The 13296-nt window shown below is 57.5% G+C and carries 11 protein-coding genes, 1 tRNA gene and 1 pseudogene; 8 read left to right on the forward strand and 5 right to left on the reverse strand.

Going from position 1 to position 13296, the window contains the following annotated elements; translation table 11 throughout:
- Nucleotides 1-148: 148 nt before the first annotated feature.
- The 3 genes from ED661_RS05875 to ED661_RS05885 all read right to left on the reverse strand — a co-directional run bounded on the left by ED661_RS05875 (nucleotide 149) and on the right by ED661_RS05885 (nucleotide 3856).
- Nucleotides 149-520 carry a VOC family protein gene (locus tag ED661_RS05875; RefSeq protein WP_122072992.1) on the reverse strand — a complete coding sequence of 124 codons (372 nt, stop codon included), beginning with the start codon at nucleotides 518-520 and terminating at the stop codon, nucleotides 149-151.
- A 195-nt stretch (nucleotides 521-715) separates the two neighbouring features.
- Nucleotides 716-3082 (reverse strand): bifunctional diguanylate cyclase/phosphodiesterase, encoded by a 2367-nt coding sequence (locus ED661_RS05880; protein ID WP_162930054.1) that lies wholly within the window; start codon nucleotides 3080-3082, stop codon nucleotides 716-718.
- A gap of 351 nt (nucleotides 3083-3433) precedes the next feature.
- The gene (locus ED661_RS05885) at nucleotides 3434-3856 is read right to left on the reverse strand and encodes a response regulator (RefSeq protein WP_122072994.1); all 423 of its coding nucleotides are present in this window, start codon (nucleotides 3854-3856) and stop codon (nucleotides 3434-3436) included.
- 926 nt (nucleotides 3857-4782) lie between these two features.
- On the opposite strand from ED661_RS05885, the pseudogene ED661_RS22325 reads away from it, so the two are divergent.
- Nucleotides 4783-5442 (forward strand): annotated as a pseudogene (locus ED661_RS22325) (tyrosine-type recombinase/integrase).
- An 83-nt stretch (nucleotides 5443-5525) separates the two neighbouring features.
- On the opposite strand, the gene ED661_RS05895 reads toward ED661_RS22325, so the two are convergent.
- A tRNA-Ser gene (locus ED661_RS05895) sits at nucleotides 5526-5615 on the reverse strand.
- Between the two features lie 277 nt (nucleotides 5616-5892).
- Here ED661_RS05895 and ED661_RS05900 point away from each other — a divergent pair.
- From ED661_RS05900 to ED661_RS05930, 7 genes are all read left to right on the forward strand, one after another.
- Nucleotides 5893-6774, forward strand: a complete 882-nt coding sequence (locus tag ED661_RS05900) for an SPOR domain-containing protein (RefSeq protein ID WP_122072995.1) — start codon at nucleotides 5893-5895, stop codon at nucleotides 6772-6774.
- Between the two features lie 87 nt (nucleotides 6775-6861).
- Nucleotides 6862-8010, forward strand: a complete 1149-nt coding sequence (locus ED661_RS05905) for a D-alanyl-D-alanine carboxypeptidase family protein (protein ID WP_254054792.1) — start codon at nucleotides 6862-6864, stop codon at nucleotides 8008-8010.
- 8 nt (nucleotides 8011-8018) lie between these two features.
- Nucleotides 8019-8675, forward strand: coding sequence for a dTMP kinase (gene tmk / locus ED661_RS05910; protein WP_122073352.1), 657 nt, complete (start codon nucleotides 8019-8021; stop codon nucleotides 8673-8675).
- Entirely contained in the window at nucleotides 8672-9808 is a 1137-nt protein-coding gene (locus ED661_RS05915) for a DNA polymerase III subunit delta' (protein ID WP_122072996.1), read from the forward strand. The genes tmk and ED661_RS05915 overlap by 4 nt, the downstream gene beginning before the upstream one ends.
- A gap of 49 nt (nucleotides 9809-9857) precedes the next feature.
- Nucleotides 9858-10667, forward strand: coding sequence for a TatD family hydrolase (locus ED661_RS05920; RefSeq protein WP_122072997.1), 810 nt, complete (start codon nucleotides 9858-9860; stop codon nucleotides 10665-10667).
- Nucleotides 10667-11464, forward strand: coding sequence for an MBL fold metallo-hydrolase (locus tag ED661_RS05925; protein WP_122072998.1), 798 nt, complete (start codon nucleotides 10667-10669; stop codon nucleotides 11462-11464). Before ED661_RS05920 ends, ED661_RS05925 begins: the two co-directional genes overlap by 1 nt.
- A gap of 112 nt (nucleotides 11465-11576) precedes the next feature.
- Nucleotides 11577-12509: an AEC family transporter gene (locus ED661_RS05930; protein WP_122072999.1), complete on the forward strand. Its 933-nt coding sequence runs from the start codon at nucleotides 11577-11579 to the stop codon at nucleotides 12507-12509.
- A 17-nt stretch (nucleotides 12510-12526) separates the two neighbouring features.
- Here ED661_RS05930 and ED661_RS05935 read toward each other — a convergent pair whose 3' ends face one another.
- A complete protein-coding gene (locus tag ED661_RS05935; RefSeq protein WP_122073000.1) occupies nucleotides 12527-13261 on the reverse strand; it encodes an aspartate/glutamate racemase family protein in 735 nt (244 codons plus the stop codon).
- Nucleotides 13262-13296: the final 35 nt, after the last annotated feature.

The following is a 13296-nucleotide window of genomic DNA, read 5'->3' on the forward strand; positions in this document are numbered from 1 at the left end:
CAGATACCGCCATCAGCAGAACCGCTGGTCTTCCTGTCACCGCTCGCCCCACAGGGAACCGGGGGCAGGATGGCCTGCGCTGGGTCAGGCGCTGTTAAATACCGAAAAAACGGTCCGGCAAGATGACGAGCCGGACCAGAACAGGTCTTTATCCAAAGACGTAAAAGGTCATTTTGTTGCCATCGGGATCACGGACATAGGCCCCATAGAACCGATCAGGAATGCGCTGGCCCGGCGCGCCTTCGCAAGTCGCGCCAAGCGAAATCGCCTTGGCATAAAGCGCATCTGCCTCTTCTTTGCTCTTGGCAGCAAAGGCAACCATATTACCGTTACCCGGCTGCGGGTCCTTTTTGTCATAGGGCACACAGACCGAAATCATCGGCTCTTTGGGGGTGGCGCCAATCATCGCAATGCGGCCCGCGTCAATAATTACCTTTGCACCGCGATCTGCAAAAAGACCGCAGTAGAAGGTCTTGGCTTTCTCGATGTCCGAGACGCCAACAGTTACATATCCAATCATCAGATTTCCCTTAGTTTTTTGAAAGGTAACCTCAGAAAGGTATAGGTCAAGCGCACAAAAACGTTACCCCCCGTCCGCAATCAAGAGGACGTTACGGGATCTCGGCCTCAACTGAGGCGCTGGCCATGTCGTCTCTGGAGAACAATTTCACAGCTTCCAGAGGAGCCATTGGGCCGCCACTTTATCAGATTAACCTCAGCCGCCAGCCCCCTGGACAGCAATGTCAGTGACATAGCTCTGTGTCGCGTCTCTGGTCATCGGACTGCTATAGAGATAGCCCTGTCCATCGTCACAGCCCAGTTCAGCCAGAAGCTCCACATCGGCTTGCGTTTCCACCCCTTCGGCAATCACGGACAGTCCCAGATTGTGCCCCAGCTGCACAATCGTACTGACAATCGGGTTCGAGGCTGCCTGGGAAAGGTCCCTCACAAAGGACTGATCAATCTTGAGCCTGTTGAGTGGCAATTCCTTCAGATAGCTCAACGAAGAATAGCCGGTGCCAAAGTCATCAAGGGCAATGGAGACGCCAATTTCTGACAGCTCCTGAAGTGTTGCGGCGATCTTTTCCTTGGAAGCAATCAAAACCCCCTCTGTGACCTCGACCTCGAGAAGTTCGGGCGGCAAGCCGGTTTCGTGCAGAACCCGAGAGACCAGGCCGGTCACGTCAGTTCTGGCAAATTGAATGGGTGAAAAATTCACAGAAACGACCGGAGGCGCCTCTGGCATTTGTTTGGCCCATTGCGTCGCGTCTTCGCAGGCGCGCCGTAGCAAATGTTCGCCCAGCTCAACAATCAGCCCGGTCTGCTCGGCAATTGGAATGAAGACATCCGGCCCCACATAGCCCAGCGTCTCATCGTTCCAACGCGCTAGCGCCTCAAAGCCGATCAGACGGCCAGTGCTCAAAACATGTTGGGATTGGTAATAGGGCTCAATGTCACCATTGCGCACGGCTCGCTTTAAACGCTCAATAACAGTAACTCGTTCGTTCAGCCTATTTTGCATCTCCACGTCAAAAAACGTGATGCGATCGCGGCCGGCATTTTTCGCTTCATAGAGTGCGATATCCGAGAGGGAGAGCAGTTCAGGGCCTTTTTCAGTATCTTCAGGGAACCTGGAAATTCCTATCGAAGCAGTGACTTGCACAATAAACTCTTCCACTTTTATTGGCTGAGCCAGCTGCTCGCAGATGGATTGAGCGACCCAAGAGATTTCGGCGGTGCTCATCGGTTGATCACGGTTCATCATGACGAGGAATTCATCCCCGCCAAGCCGCGCAACCCAGCTTTTGCCGTCAACGGCCTGCAAAAGCAGTTCCGCAACCTTTTTCAGCAACAAATCCCCAATATGATGGCCATAGCTGTCATTGACCTGTTTGAAACCATCCAGATCGACCAAGAGGGCTGCTGAAAACTGGCCTTCCACCTGCATTTCAGAGAGTTTCTTTTTGACAGAGTGTCGGTTCAACAGGGAGGTCAACCCGTCAAAAGACGCCAGAAACTGCACCTTTCGCTCGGCTATTACGGCCGCTGTTGCATCCGCAAAGATCCCGCGAAACCCTTTGAACTCCCCCTGTTCAAACTGCGGACGGCCTTTCATCAAAATCCATCGCAATTCTCCGTCCAACGGGCTTTTAATCGACAGGCGCACGTCATGGAACTCGACTCTTTCCTGCACCGCCTGTTGCAGTTTTTGCCTATCGCCCAGCGCAGCCTCTGTACAGTTAGCCGCCAAAAGCTGGAACAGGTCGGGGGTCTCGCCTTCCCCTGGCAACGGTTGGCACATCTCCAACACCTGCACCGGAGCGCTCAGGAGCTGGCCGTTTTTATCCGTCTGCCATAACCACTCGGTGGCCTGCTCTTCATAGTCTTTAAGCAAAAGCTCAACGACTTCGCTTTTTTCGCTCAGTCTTTCATGGTCGTTGAACGCCGCCCTGGCTGCCTTGGCCCCTTCCAAGGTGGCATTGAACAGGCTGATCCCAGCAGCAACCATCAAGATACACAGGATGTAATCCGTCGAAGATCCCGTCATCAGCCCACAGATCAAGGCGACCAGGGCATTGCCGATGGTCTGCACGGCAAGATAGGTAATTCCGGCCAAAGGCGCATGCGAGAAACCTGTTGTTCCCAGGGCCAGGGATCCTGCCATGATCGCAGAGATGATGGCTTTCTGGTCGCCCTCCACGATCGGATAGAACAAGGCCATCCCGATGGTCCAGGACAGCGAGTTAAAGAAGGTTTGGATTACAAACCCACGCATGTCCTCGGCCGTGCCTGCGGTTTGATATGTCTTTGTCCAGGAATAAAAAATCCACCACGAGAACAGGATGAAACAGACCGTCCATAACACAACCAAGCCATCACGCCCCTGCCCCCAGGCGTTCATAGACAGTGCCGGGGCAAAAAGCGTATTGCCCAGCAGCATGACACGCATCTGTTCGATCGTCCCGCGCAACTGACCCCGACGCAGTCGGTTCGCAACATCTGGTGCCAGCCCCCGCGTCCCCAGAACTCCAAAGCCCAGGCTGGAAAACACCCTACTGGTAAACTGTATTGCTTTTGTCAAAATGCGTACTCGTTTTGCACGTAACCCGTTACGTGGGTAAAACCACCATAAAAATCACTGGTAAACATGCCGTTATTGAGATCTGACTCTACAAGTTTCCACAAGGAGCCCGGCCGTCCACTTGCATAGAATTACCCTTAGACATTTGCTGAGTGCACCAGTAGAAACAGCCTTTCTTTTCAAGATACTGCACTTAGGTTTGCGGTGATTTCTATTTTGATACTGGATGGCTTGAGGAAGCTGACATTTCTGGATCACAAAAATCCATGAGATTGCGAGCACAACGCCTCCCTGCAGAAAGGCCATCATCGCAATCTGGCTGCAAACAAGCGATGGCTTGAGATAGGTTGCTCATTCAGCGGGAAGATTTGGAGCCTTTTCCATCTGCAAAAGCGCCTCCCATTCCTCAACCAACACCCGTTTCAAAGTATCCATTGGAATGGGTTTATAGAGGTTACGCCCGACCGAGAGATTACGGGCGCGCGCCATCAATTTGGCTGCCAGCATCGGTGCATCAGCCCCTCCCGTCATAAAGCGAAACCGAAGCGGGCGAGAAATCCCCGACAAGCCTTCGATCACCTCGATGCCATCTTTTTCCGGCATGTTGATATCGACCAAAACCACTGCAGGCCCATCGCCAGAGAACAACAACTCAAGCAGTTCATTACCATTGGAACAGGTCTGAACTGTCCATCCCAAACGCCCGGCAACCGTCGTAAGGTACTCAGCGAATTCAATATTATCATCCGCTATATAGAGCCTTTGCTCAGACATTTCCGGAAACCAGCTCCACTAGACATTGCTTCGACCCACTCTACAGGCACTCGCCGAGCTACAACAAGCCACTTTTTTACAGTGGTTTTCAGAGCCTTAACTAGAGTGTTCCTTTGATCACAGCAACGCTTCCAAGAGATCGCCTGTTGCAGACCCTTGCTCAGATCTGGGCAAAGCTTCAGAACATCAAGTCATTGCGGCCCTAGCGCCGCGAAATCACCTGACTGCGAAACGCGGAAATCCTTGTCAAAAACCCCAAGACCCGCATCTTTTGCAGTGACAGAGACGATAGTTTGTGTACGCCAGATTGAGTAGCGAAGGGAAGCCGCCTCCGGTCGCCCCCTCACCATCTCTCTAGCTATTGTGATCATTCATGGCTTTGTAACGCAAATGGGTTGAGAGGATTCACGCTGTGAATCCAGCATGATAGCTGGAGGCCATGAGCAGTTGGACACCTACGAAATACAAGGCCATGAACTGGTCGACCTACTACACGGCAGTGAATCCCTCAACCGATTTGTGCAACAAAGCCGCCGCGCTACGTAAACGCCACGCCGCAGGACACCTAGGCCAGCGCCCGGAGGACGGCGCCGGTCACTCTCTCCCAGAAATCCGCGTTTTCATCCCGGTTGCACGGATCAGCTTGGGCGGTTCAGTCCTCCTCCCAAATGCACCGCCCGCGCGTCCAACCCTTCGAGGTCAAATCATGTCAGCACAAGCACGCGCCGCCGCCGCGGCAGAAATCAACACCGCCCAGGGCCTCTGCAAAACTCTGGCGTTTCACAATCTCGGTGGCACAGTGACCCCGCCCAGCGATGATCCCTCCGATTGGTGGGAACCTGAGATGATGACCCACCGCGCCGAGCTGTTGGGCATCCGGGCATCGGGCGAGAACACATTCGTCGCGGTGAGAGCCTTGGGTGCGGGTGGCGAAAGTCGCCAGACGCAACAAAGGCTGCCGTGCCACCGACCTACGCCCCGATTGCCCCTACAACGGCCAGGGCCTCGCCCCTGCCAACCCGGCAAAAGAAATAGAGAAGATCAAAACCGAAGAAGGGCACAAACCCTGGTCGCAATCGGCTATTGCGACTTATCGCAATTACGCCCAAGGGCTTGCTTTGCTTGCCTTTGAACTGGCGCTTGGCACCGGCCAGCGAGCATCTGATCTGGCCCGTATGGAATGGCAGGATATCGAAGATGGAGGCAACTGGGTGACGCCAGGCAAAACCAAGGCTCGCCTTTGGATCCCTTTCCCCCAGCGCCTCGCGACTGCTCTGAACCACACATAGCGGACAAGCTTGCGGCACATCCTGGCTGACCAGCACGGACGCGCCCTGAACTATGATCAGGTTCAGAAAAAGATGATGGTAGTTCGCGAAAAACTAGGTCTCAAAGAGTTTTCCCTGCATGGCCCACGCAACAGCGCCGCCAGCGAACTGGCAGAGGCTGGCTGCACCGATCAGCAAATCGCAGCCATCACCGGGCACAAAAGTCTGTCGATGATCAGGAAGTACCCAAAAGGCGCGAGTCAAAAACGTCTCGCCAAAGAGGCTCAAAGCGTTCGAGAACGGAACGTGAAGGGATAGGGAGCGCGGGAAACTTTTTGGGAAACAGCCCAGACCGCCCTTGGGAGGCGAGACGCCAAACAACCGGTAAGTAATTGATTTAGTGGCGGGGAGACAGGGATTCGAACCCTGGGAACGCTCTCACGTTCAACGGTTTTCAAGACCGCCGCATTCGACCACTCTGCCACCTCCCCAGTCTTGGGGCGGTTTAAGGCGAGGAATGGCAACACGCAAGAGGAAATTCACCTCTTTGCCATTGCGACCTAAAACTCTTTCACACCTCTCACCTAACCGGCCCCCTCCCCGACAGAGGACGCGCGGGAAAATGCCCATCACTGAGCTTTTACAAGCCTTGCTCGGGCATAGGGTTTTCATGACTGCCGCCGCAGGCTATCATCCGCCAAATCATAAGGATGACCGGGAAATCCGGCGGCGCGCATAGGCCCAGTGAGAACAGGCAAGGAAACCATCATGACACCACCCATGCCGAAATGGAAATCAGGACCTGGCCTGGCCTTTATGCTGGTCTCAATGCTGGCACTTTCTGCCTGCGAAGAGGGCGCCAATCTTGGTTTTTTGAAACCCAAGCCAGCAGAGACTGCGGTGGCGGGGTCCAGCAGGACACAATTGGTTGAACGCGACGTTGAGGCCCCTGATGTGTTTCAGGTCAATGAGGCCGGACTTTGGGATGGTCGCCCCTCACTGGGCGGTGTTTGGGTGGCCCATCCAGATGCCAAAGATCCAGAGCGCGTGATCATCCGCAACACCGCCAATGGCAAGTTTGTAATCGGCGCCTTGTTCCGCCGTGAGCGCGAAATCCCCGGCCCCCGCTTGCAGACCTCCTCGGATGCGGCTGCGGCCCTGGGCATGCTGGCAGGCGCCCCGGTTGCTTTGAATGTCACCGCCCTGCGCCGCGAGGCTGAAGAGCTGCCCGAAGAGGGGCTGACGGATGCCACCCTGGAAGAAAGCCCCTTAGAGGAGAGTGCAGCTACGGCGCTCAATGCGGATGAGATCGAAGCCACGCCGCTGGATCCGATTGCAGGCGCAGCCGCCGCAATTGATGCGACACCCGCGCCCAGTCCACAGGCCCCCGTAGCCCCGGCACCGCGCCTGTCTTCACTGAACAAACCTTTCATTCAGATCGGCATCTTTAGCGTCGAAAGCAATGCACAGAACACCGCCGCGCAGATGCGCAATGCCGGTCTGATCCCAACAGTTCTGGCGCAAACTGGTAACGGGAAACCCTTCTGGCGAGTTGTTGTCGGCCCCGCCCAGTCCAAGACTGAGCGCAGCCAGCTGCTGAAACAGATCAAGGATACGGGCTTTTCCGATGCCTATGCTGTCACCAACTAGAACTGTCCCCACCCCATCCTCAAGGAGGCCACAGGCGTGAACTCAGCAGGTGTAAAATCAAAGATCAGCCCCTTTGCCAAACTTGCCCTGGCGGTCGGCTTTGGGCTCTGCCTGACAGCGCTGCCGCTTGCCGCCTATGACACCCGGGCGCGGGCGGCCTTTGTGCTGGATCAGGGTACCGATACGGTGCTCCTGTCCAAAAATGCCGAAGTGCCGCTGCCGCCGGCCTCCATGTCCAAACTGATGACCCTCTATGTTGCCTTTGAGGCGCTGCGCGATGGTCGCCTATCCCTGGATGAGCGCCTGCCCGTCAGCGCCCATGCCATGAGCTATGGTGGCTCAACCATGTTTCTGGACACCACTGATCGGATCCGTGTCGAAGACCTGTTGCGCGGCATTATCGTGCTCTCGGGCAATGATGCCTGCGCCGTCATTGCCGAGGCGCTCAGCCCTGATGGAACCGAAGCCGGCTTTGCCCGCTACATGACAAAACGCGCCCATGAGCTGGGCATGACAAATGCCAGCTTTGCCAATTCCAACGGCTGGCCGGCCATTGGCCACCGCATGTCGATGCGCGACCTTGGCATTCTTGCGGAACATCTAATCGAAGACTTCCCGCAGTATTACCCTCTGTTTTCAGAGAAAAGCTTTGCCTTCGATGGTCGCGCGCCTTCGAATACCCGCAATCGCAACCCTTTGTTGGGGCTCGGCATAGGCGCGGATGGGCTCAAGACTGGCCATACCTCCGAGGCTGGTTATGGCCTGGTTGGCTCCGCTGTGCAGGGTGATCGGCGTGTTATCTTTGTTGTGTCCGGATTGGACAGCGACAAGGCCCGCGCAGAGGAGGCCGAGGCCATTGTTAATTGGTCGTTTCGCCAATTTGCCAAAAAGATCGTCGCCAAGGCCGGTGTCTCGGTTGCCAGCGCCGAAGTCTGGCGTGGAGCGGAACGATCGGTAGGGCTGGTGCCCGAAACTGATCTGGAAATTCTGCTGCCAGCCCTCGCGGGTAAGGAAATCCCGGCCGAAGTCGTCTATGATGGCCCAATCAATGCCCCAATCACCAAAGGACAACAATTGGCAGAGCTGGTTATCCAGCCGGAGGGGCTGCCCGAAATTCGCCTGCCGCTGGTGGCAGAAACTGACGTCGCCAACGCCGGATTCTTTCTGCATGTCCAAACCGCAGCGCAGGTTCTGTCCAGACGCCTGCTTGATGGACCCGAGGCACAACAACAGTGACCCAAGACATGACGACGCCCTCTTCCGGCCTGTTCCTGACCTTTGAAGGTATTGATGGTTCCGGCAAATCAACCCAGTGTAAACGGCTGGCAGAAAACCTGCGCGCAGCGGGCCATGATGTGGTGCTGACCCGCGAGCCGGGCGGCTCTCAGGGGGCCGAAGAAATCCGCCGCATGGTGCTGGAGGGCGACCCCGACAAATGGTCCGCCGAGACCGAGATCCTGTTGTTCACCGCAGCCCGACGCGATCACCTGGAGCGCACCATCCAGCCTGCATTGGCTGCGGGCAAAGTGGTGATCTGTGATCGTTTTGCCGATAGCACCCGAATGTATCAGGGCCTGTCGCGGGGCGATCTGCGCGCTACGGTGGATCAGCTGCACAGCCTCATGATTGGGCGGGAACCAGACCTGACCCTGCTGATCGATATGGATCCCGCCACCGGATTGTCCCGCGCCAAGGGACGCCAGGGCACCGAAGAACGGTTTGAGGATTTTGGCATCGGATTGCAGGAACAAATGCGCGCAGGCTTTTTGTCTCTCGCCAAGGAGTTCTCCGCGCGTTTTCGGGTCGTCGATGGCGCGCAGCCGATCGATGCTGTCGCCGCTGATGTCTTGCATCACACCAAACAGGCGCTGGCAGGAGATACCGGAGCGTCAGAGAAATGAGCCGTGCGCCCAAGGCAAAATCTGACGAGGAACTGCCCCGTGCTGATCAGGCTCCGGGGGCACCGCATCCGCGTGAAACCGCGCAGCTCTTTGGTCAGGATCAGGCGGAACAGGATTTCCTCACCGCCTTCAATTCCAACCGGCTGCACCACGGCTGGCTGCTGACCGGCCCACAGGGCATCGGCAAGGCCACCCTGGCCTGGCGCATCGCCCGTTTCCTGCTGGCCACGCCCCCTTCTGAGGAGGGGCTATTTGGCGCGCCGCCCCCTGCGACCTCACTGTCGATTGACCCGGACCACCCGGTTTCCCACCGTATTCAGGCACTGGCAGAGCCGGGCCTCGCCGCCATCAGCCGCAGCTACAATGACAAGGGCAAGCTGCGTGATCAAATTGTGGTGGATGATATCCGCAAACTGAACCGCTTTTTTGGCCTGTCTTCCGCCGAGGGTGGTCGCCGTGTGGTGATTGTGGACGCTGCTGACGACATGAACACAAGTGCGGCAAACGCGCTTTTGAAAATGCTGGAAGAGCCCCCTGCCCGCACCACGCTTTTGCTGATCTCGCATCAGCCCTCGCGGCTGTTGCCGACAATCCGGTCGCGCTGCCGCACCCTGCGGCTGGGGCCGCTTTTGCCGGATGACATGCAATCTGCCTTGGCGCAGGCCGGGGCAGAGCTCCCTGATAACACAGCCCATCTCACGGCCCTGGCCGCAGGGTCGGTTGGGGCCGCGCTGCGATTGTTGAACCTTGATGGGCTGAAGATCTACGCCGAGCTGGTGCAGATCCTTAATACCATGCCCCGGCTGGATCGCCAGCGCGCCCTAGCCCTTGCCGAGGCTTCGGCCCAGCGCGGCGCGGCGGAAAAATTTGAACTATTGCTGACCCTGGTTGAGGTGGCCCTGTCGCGACTGGCCCGCACCGGTGCCATGGGCCAGCCGCCCGCGCCTGAGGCCGCCCTCGGCGAGGCCGCGATGCTGACCCGACTGGCTGCCACCCCACAACAGGGGCGCGCCTGGGCTGATCTCTCGACTGAGGCCACGGCGCGGGCACGCCATGGTCAGGCGGTGAACCTTGACCCGGCTTCACTTGTCCTAGATACGGTTTTTAAGATGCAGGAGACCGCGTCCCGGTGACCTGAATACGAGGCATCCCGGATGCGGCCCAAGACAGGACGAGGCAGGCATGAGCAGCACAATTCCACAGATCACCGATAGCCATTGCCATCTGGATTTCCCCGATTTTGAAGGCGAATTGGACGCCGTGATCGCCCGCGCCGCAGAGGCAGGGGTCACCCGTATGGTGACCATCTGTACCAAGCTCAAGAACGAACCTGCCGTGCGCGCCATCGCCGAGGCCCATGCACCGGTGTTCTACGCCGCTGGCACCCATCCGATGAGTGTCGCCTCAGAGCCCATGGCAACCTATGACGAGCTAGTCGCACTGGCGCACCATCCAAAATTTGTCGGCATTGGTGAAACCGGGCTGGATTATCACTATACCGCTGAAAGCGCCGGGATTCAGCAACAAAGCCTGCGCACTCATATTGCTGCTGCCCGCGACACCAAGCTGCCGCTGATCATCCATGCCCGCGCCGCTGACGACGATATGGCCCGCATCCTGCGCGAAGAGATGCAGAACGGCGCCTTTAGCTGTGTGATGCATTGCTTCTCCTCCTCGGTTGAGCTGGGCCGTGCGGCACTGGATCTTGGGTTTTACCTGTCGATGTCAGGCATCGCCGCCTTCCCCAAAAGCCAAGAGCTGCGCGATATCTTTGCCGAGGCACCGCTGGACCGCGTTCTGGTGGAAACCGACGCGCCCTATCTGGCGCCGCCCCCCCATCGCGGCAAACGTAATGAGCCCGCCTATTCAGCCCTGACCGCTCAGGTCGGTGCCAAGGTCTTTGATCTGGACTACGTGGATTTTGCCGCCCAGACCCAGGCCAATTTTGACCGCCTGTTCTGGAAGGCTGCCCAGGTGGAGGCCGCCGCCTGATGGCTGAGATACGCTATACAATCCTGGGCTGCGGCTCTTCGGGCGGGGTTCCGCGTCTGGGCGGTCACTGGGGTGACTGCGATCCGGACAACCCCCGCAACCGTCGGCGCCGCTGCTCCATGTTGGTGGAACGCGACGGGCCGGGTGGCACCACCTCGGTGCTGATCGACACCTCGCCCGATATGCGCAGCCAGCTGTTGGATGCCGAGGTCGGACGGCTGGACGCGGTGGTCTATACACATTCTCATGCGGATCACGTGCATGGCATGGATGACCTGCGGATGATTGTCTTCAACATGCGCGCCCGTGTGCCCGTCTATGCCGATGGCGCCACCCAGAATGCGCTGCTGTCGCGCTTTGGCTATGCCTTTGTGCAGCCCGAGGGCTCGCCCTATCCGCCGATCCTGGATTTGCGCACCATTGACGGTGCCTTTAGCATCGACGGCCCCGGTGGCGAGATCCCGTTCCTGCCCTTTGAGGTCAATCACGGCGCCATGGATGCGCTAGGATTTCGCATTGGAAATCTTGCCTATCTGCCGGATGTGGCCGAGATTTCTGAGGAAGCCACGCAGGCGCTGGAAGGGTTGGATTACTGGGTGTTGGATTCCCTGCGTCGTAGCCCACACCCCACGCATTTCAACCTTGATCAGGCGCTGGCCTGGATTGATCGGATGCAGCCAAAACGCGCCGTTCTGACCAATATGCATATAGATCTTGACTACGCCACCCTGGAGGCAGAGACCGCCGATCACATTACCCCGGCCTATGATGGGATGGTCATTCACTGCCCATTGTAACCTGACCTCAGAGACAGGGTTCAGACCGAAGAGTGTTTTGTTATAAGCGCCCTATGTGTTGAGGGCGCCAACTGCTTGTAATGCCCTGACCGCCTCCCCACAGGAGAAGCCCATGCTGCAAAGTCTGATTGATGTCATTCTGCCGGTTTTCCTGGTGGTTGCAGCGGGTTACATTGCAACGCAACGGCAGTTTTTCACCCAGGCGCAGATTGATGGGCTGATGAAATTCACCCAGAGTTTTGCCATCCCCTGTCTGCTGTTTCGCGCCATTGCCAATCTGGATCTTTCGGCCAGCTTTGACCCCAAACTGCTGATTAGCTTTTATACCGGAGCCGCGATTTGCTTTTGTATCGGCATTATCGGCGCGCGCGTGTTGTTCAGGCGCGATTGGGAAGACAGTATCGCCATCGGGTTTTGTTGCCTGTTTTCCAACTCTGTCCTGCTGGGGCTGCCTATTACCGAGCGCGCCTTTGGCCCCGACAACCTGACCGGGAACTACGCGATCATCGCCTTTCACTCGCCCTTTTGCTACGGGCTCGGCATTACCGCCATGGAGATCGTGCGCAATCGTGGCAGTGGAGGACTCCAAACAGTGGCGTCGGTGCTGAAGGCGATGTTCAAAAACGTATTGATCCTTGGCATTGCCATCGGTTTTGCCTTCAACCTTTCGGGATTTGTGGTGCCCGGAGCCGTAGACGCAGCACTACAGTTGCTGATCCGCGCCGCACTTCCTACGGCGTTGTTCGCCTTGGGCGGCGTCTTGGTGCAATACCGCCCAGAGGGCGATCTGCGCACCATCCTGTTTGTCTGCTTCACCTCACTGATGATCCACCCCGCCATTGTCTGGACCCTGGGCAGCAGCCTCAACCTCAAGCTGGACCTGTTCCGGTCAGGTGTTCTGAATGCTGCTATGGCCACTGGATTTAACGGCTACATCTTTGCCAATATGTACGGGCGGGCCAAACGGGTAGCGGCCTCTTCGGTATTGATTGCCACCGGGGCGTCGGTGTTCACCGTCTGGTTCTGGCTGCTGGTACTGAGCTGAACATTCTTGCCTGCACCTCACCAACGCGGGTCATCCAGCTCCAGATCATAGCGTCGCGGCATCAGCCCGGCCTGAAACCAGATAACAAAACTCTGAATGGAGAAAACCGGCAGGCCAGTCGCCCGGCGCAGATCGCGTGCATAGGGCACCATATTGGTGCACTCCAGCACAATCGCGCCCAGATCCGGGTTGTTCGCCACAAGTGCCCGCGCACCATCAATCATGTCCAGTCGACAGGCCTCAAAATCGATTGCAGCCACATCCCCCAGAATATCGCGGGTAAAACATCTGAGACCATCTGTTCCGCCAACGGGCGTATCCTCTGGCGCGCCCGCAGCTCGCAGATGCGCAGGTGTCAGTGTCTCTTTGGAAATGGTCAAAACGCCAACCCGTTGGCCCGCTGGCAGCAGCGCCTGCACCATGGGCACCTGCATCAAAGAGGAGGTCGCCACAGGGACGCCCAGCGCCGCCTTTACCTGATCCTGGATCAGCGCCAGAAAGCCACAGTTGGTGGTGATGCCATCACAGCCCATAGCCACCAGATCCCGGCCGGCTTCGATAAAGAGATCCACCAGCTTTGTCGGATCATTGCGCACCACCAGATCCGGCGTAGCCCCACGTACCACCCGGTAATGCACCGGAAAATCCCAGGTCATGGCATTGCCCATATCCCCGTGAATACGGGGGAATTGTGTCTCCAGCATCAGGATTCCCACTGCGGCCCCATAGACCGTCTTGCCACCCTGTTCCATCCCGTCTCCTTCGATGTCCTAACTTGCGCCCCTGC

Source organism: Pseudophaeobacter sp. EL27, assembly GCF_900313025.1.
Taxonomy (GTDB): domain Bacteria; phylum Pseudomonadota; class Alphaproteobacteria; order Rhodobacterales; family Rhodobacteraceae; genus Pseudophaeobacter.